Below are 3,512 nucleotides of genomic sequence, written 5' to 3' on the forward strand. Positions count from 1 at the left end.
GTCCCCTGGTCGTCGTGAACGCCGTCGAGGCCCGCCAACTCACCGGCGCCGCCACGGCCACCGCGGCGGCCGACGCGCTCGGCGGCCTCGCCGACGACGCCGTGCTCACCCTCGGCGGCGAGGGCGCCCTCGTCGTCGCCGACGGCCGGGTGACGCGACTTCCCGCCCCCGCCGTCACCGTCGTCGACACCACCGGCGCCGGCGACGTCTTCTGCGGCGCCCTGGCCGCCGAACTCGCCCGCGGCACGGCCCTTCCCGAAGCCGCCGCCACCGCCGTGGCCGCCGGGGCGTTCGCCGTCACCGCCCTGGGCGCCCGCGGCGCGCTCCCCCGCCCGACGGATCTCTGAGCATCAACACCGCTGCGCTGCAAGGACGTTCGGTCCCACAGACAGGACCGAACGCCCTTCATGCGAACGCCGCAGGGGAGCACGGCGCGGCGCGCCGAGGACGGCGAACAGATATCGGCGAACAGATGACAGAAAACAGATTTCGTCATCTGTTATCTGTTCGCCGTCATCCGTCGCCCCTCACATGGAGCCCCTCACGCGGAGCCCCTCACACGGCTACGGCCGCCCCATGTACGCCGGGTAGTACCCGCTGCTGATGCCCGAGATCCGGATGAGGGTCCCCGGCCGCGCGGCCTCGACGTACTGGTTGTTGCCCAGGTAGATCGCCACGTGCTGGATGCCACGCTTGGTGCCGTCGGGCGACCAGAACAGCAGGTCGCCGCGGCGCAGCTGGCTCACGGTGATCGGCGTGGTGGCCTCGTACTGGTCGTTGGCCACCCGCGGCAGGTCGATGCCGCCTCGCTGGAACGCCTGCTGCACCAGGCCGGAGCAGTCGTAGCCGTCAGGCCCGTTGCCGGCCGTCTCGAAGGGCTTGCCAAGCTGCGCGAGCGCGAACTGGATCGCCGTCTCGACGTTCCGGTCCGCCGCAGGCGGCGCCGAGTTGGACGAGGACGACGACGAGGACGAGGACGACGAGGAGCCCCCGCCGCCCGTGCGGTCGAGGTAGATGTCGTAGTGCGTGGTCCAGCGCCACTCACCCTTGCTGTTCTTGAACCAGTACCGCGACCCGTCCCAGCCCTGCTTGATCCCCCCGTTGGACTTCGCCGCGGAGGACGAGGACGACGAGGAGGACGTGGAGGACGACGTCTTCGCGGTCGAGCCGCCCCCGGTGCGCGCCTTGTAGACGCTGTAGTGCGTCGTCCAGCGCCACTCCCCCTTGCTGTTCTTGAACCAGTACCGCGACCCGTCCCAGCCGGCGTGGGCCGGCGCCGGCTCGGCGGACGCGGGGGTCACGCCGGTGCCGAGGCCGATCACACCCGCGCCGGCGACGATCACGGCCACCATGCCTATCCCCCGGCGCACCCGCCCGGCCCGGGAGGGACGGGCCGCGGCCCTGCGGTCGGCGGCGGGGGTGGTGGCGTGTTGCCCGGTCGACTCGTCGGCGGCATCGGGTGCGCCGGTGTTGACGGTGGTCATCCTGCTGACTTCCTTCACTGCTGCGGAGAAGCGGAAAGGTCTGAAGTCGTCGAACCGACTCAAAAGGGTCGGATCGGGCGATTCAGTACTGCCGCGTGTCACGTTAGGCACGCGTCCGCACACGGCGCGCAGTGGAGTGCGCCAAAGGAAGGGTCACGAAGGGTGAGCACCGAACGGGGCATCAGGGTGAGCCGCCGTCACCGGCACGCTTTCCGACGCCCCCTCATCACCGCTCGCCGGACTCCGCGAGCAGCTGCTTCTTGAGCACCTTTCCCATGGCGTTCCTTGGGAGTTCGGGCACCAGGACGACCCGCCGCGGGCGCTTGTGGACGGAGAGCCGCTCGGCCACGAACGCCGTCAGCTGGTCCCCCGTCACCGGACCGTCCGGGATGACGTACGCGACGACGGCCTGCCCGAGGTCCTCGTCCGGCGCGCCGACCACGGCCGCGTCGGCGACGGCGGGGTGGTCGCGCAGCGCGGCCTCCACCTCGCCGGCACCGATCCGGTAGCCGCCGCTCTTGATCAGGTCCACCGAGGCGCGGCCGACGATCCGGTGGAAGCCGTCCGCGCCGATCACCGCGACGTCGCCGGTGCGGAACCAGCCGTCCGCCGTCCACGCCTCGGCGTCGGCGTCCGGCCGGTTGAGGTAACCGGAGAAAAGGGTCGGGCCGGCGACCTGGAGTTCGCCGACGGTCTCCCCGTCGGACGGCACCGGCGCGCCGTCCTCGCCGACCAGCCGGGTGCGCACGCCGTCCAGCGGCAGGCCGACGCTGCCGGGCCGGCGCTCGCCGTCGGCCCGGGTGCTGACGGTGATCAGCGACTCCGTCATCCCGTAGCGCTCGATGGGGGCGTGGCCGGTCAGCTCGGCGAGCTTCTCGAACACCGGGACGGGCAGCGGCGCGCTGCCGGAGACCAGCAGCCGGGCGCCGGCGAGGGCGGACGCCGCCTCCGGGTCGGCCGCCAGCCGGGACCAGACGGTCGGCACGCCGAAGTACAGGCTGCCGCCCGCGGCCGCGTACCCGGCGGGGGTGGGCCGGCCGGTGTGGACGAGCCGGCTGCCGGTGCGCAGGGCCCCGAGCACGCCGAGCAGGAGACCGTGGACGTGGAACAGCGGCAGACCGTGGACGAGCGTGTCCTCCGCGGTCCACCGCCAGGCGGCGGCGAGCGCGTCGAGGTCGGCGGCGACGGCCTCGCGGCGGATCACGGCACCCTTCGGCGCGCCGGTGGTACCCGAGGTGTAGAGGACGAACCCGGTCGCGTCCCCGGCCGACTCCGCGTACGTCGTCGCGGAACGCTGCGCCGGATCGACCGGCAGCGCCTCCACGCCGCTCACCGCAGCAGCCGCCACGCTGTCCCCGACCGCGCTGTCCCCTATGGCGTGTGCCAGCAGAGCGGCCCCCGAGTCGCGCAGGATGTGCTCGCGCTCCTTCGGCCCGGAGTCGGGCGGCAGCGGCACCACGGGCACGCCGGCCAGCAGACCGCCAACCACGGCGGTGACGGTCTCGACGCTCGGCCGGGCCAGCACCGCGAGCGCGGGGGCACCGGCGACCCGGTCGGCCACGGCGGTCGCCGCGCCCAGCAGGTCCTCCCGCGAGAGAGCGCGCCCGTCGATCCGCAGCGCGTCGGAGGAGTCCCCGAAGCCGCCCTGAAGTGCCGTCAGCAGTGCCATGCGTCCGTCCTCGCCTCTCTGCAGGTGTCGCGTCTCCACAGGTGTCGCGCCGACTCTACGGGCCCGCCGCCGACGCCCGTGAACAGCGGCCCGGGAACGGCCGGGACGTCCTGGAACGTGCAGGAACGCCGGAGGGCGTGGCACCGGGTACCCGGTGCCACGCCCTCCGCGCTCGTGCGGGGCGGATCAGGCCTTGCGGGCCTTCACCTCGGCGGTGAGCTGCGGCAGGACGGCGAAGAGGTCGCCGACGACGCCGTAGTCGACCAGCTCGAAGATCGGGGCCTCGGGGTCCTTGTTGACGGCCACGATGGTCTTCGAGGTCTGCATGCCGGCCCGGTGCTGGATCGCGCCGGAGATGC

General features: G+C 73.2%; 3 protein-coding genes and 1 pseudogene. 1 reads left to right on the top strand and 3 read right to left on the bottom strand.

Features of this window, described 5'->3' with window-relative positions; translation table 11 throughout:
* A partial coding sequence (locus AB0O00_RS28790) for a PfkB family carbohydrate kinase (RefSeq protein ID WP_363656642.1) occupies positions 1–347 on the top strand: 347 nt, incomplete at its 5' end.
* A 216-nt stretch (positions 348–563) separates the two neighbouring features.
* On the opposite strand, the gene AB0O00_RS28795 is transcribed toward AB0O00_RS28790, so the two are convergent.
* The 3 genes and pseudogenes from AB0O00_RS28795 to AB0O00_RS28805 all read right to left on the bottom strand — a co-directional run.
* Positions 564–1,484: a C40 family peptidase gene (locus AB0O00_RS28795; protein WP_363656644.1), complete on the bottom strand. Its 921-nt coding sequence runs from the start codon at positions 1,482–1,484 to the stop codon at positions 564–566.
* 226 nt (positions 1,485–1,710) lie between these two features.
* Positions 1,711–3,153, bottom strand: coding sequence for an acyl-CoA synthetase (locus AB0O00_RS28800; protein WP_363656646.1), 1,443 nt, complete (start codon positions 3,151–3,153; stop codon positions 1,711–1,713).
* Between the two features lie 186 nt (positions 3,154–3,339).
* A pseudogene (locus AB0O00_RS28805) lies at positions 3,340–3,512 on the bottom strand (electron transfer flavoprotein subunit alpha/FixB family protein); the annotation flags it as partial.

It is taken from the genome of Kitasatospora sp. NPDC093558 (genome assembly GCF_040683475.1).
Lineage (GTDB): Bacteria > Actinomycetota > Actinomycetes > Streptomycetales > Streptomycetaceae > Kitasatospora.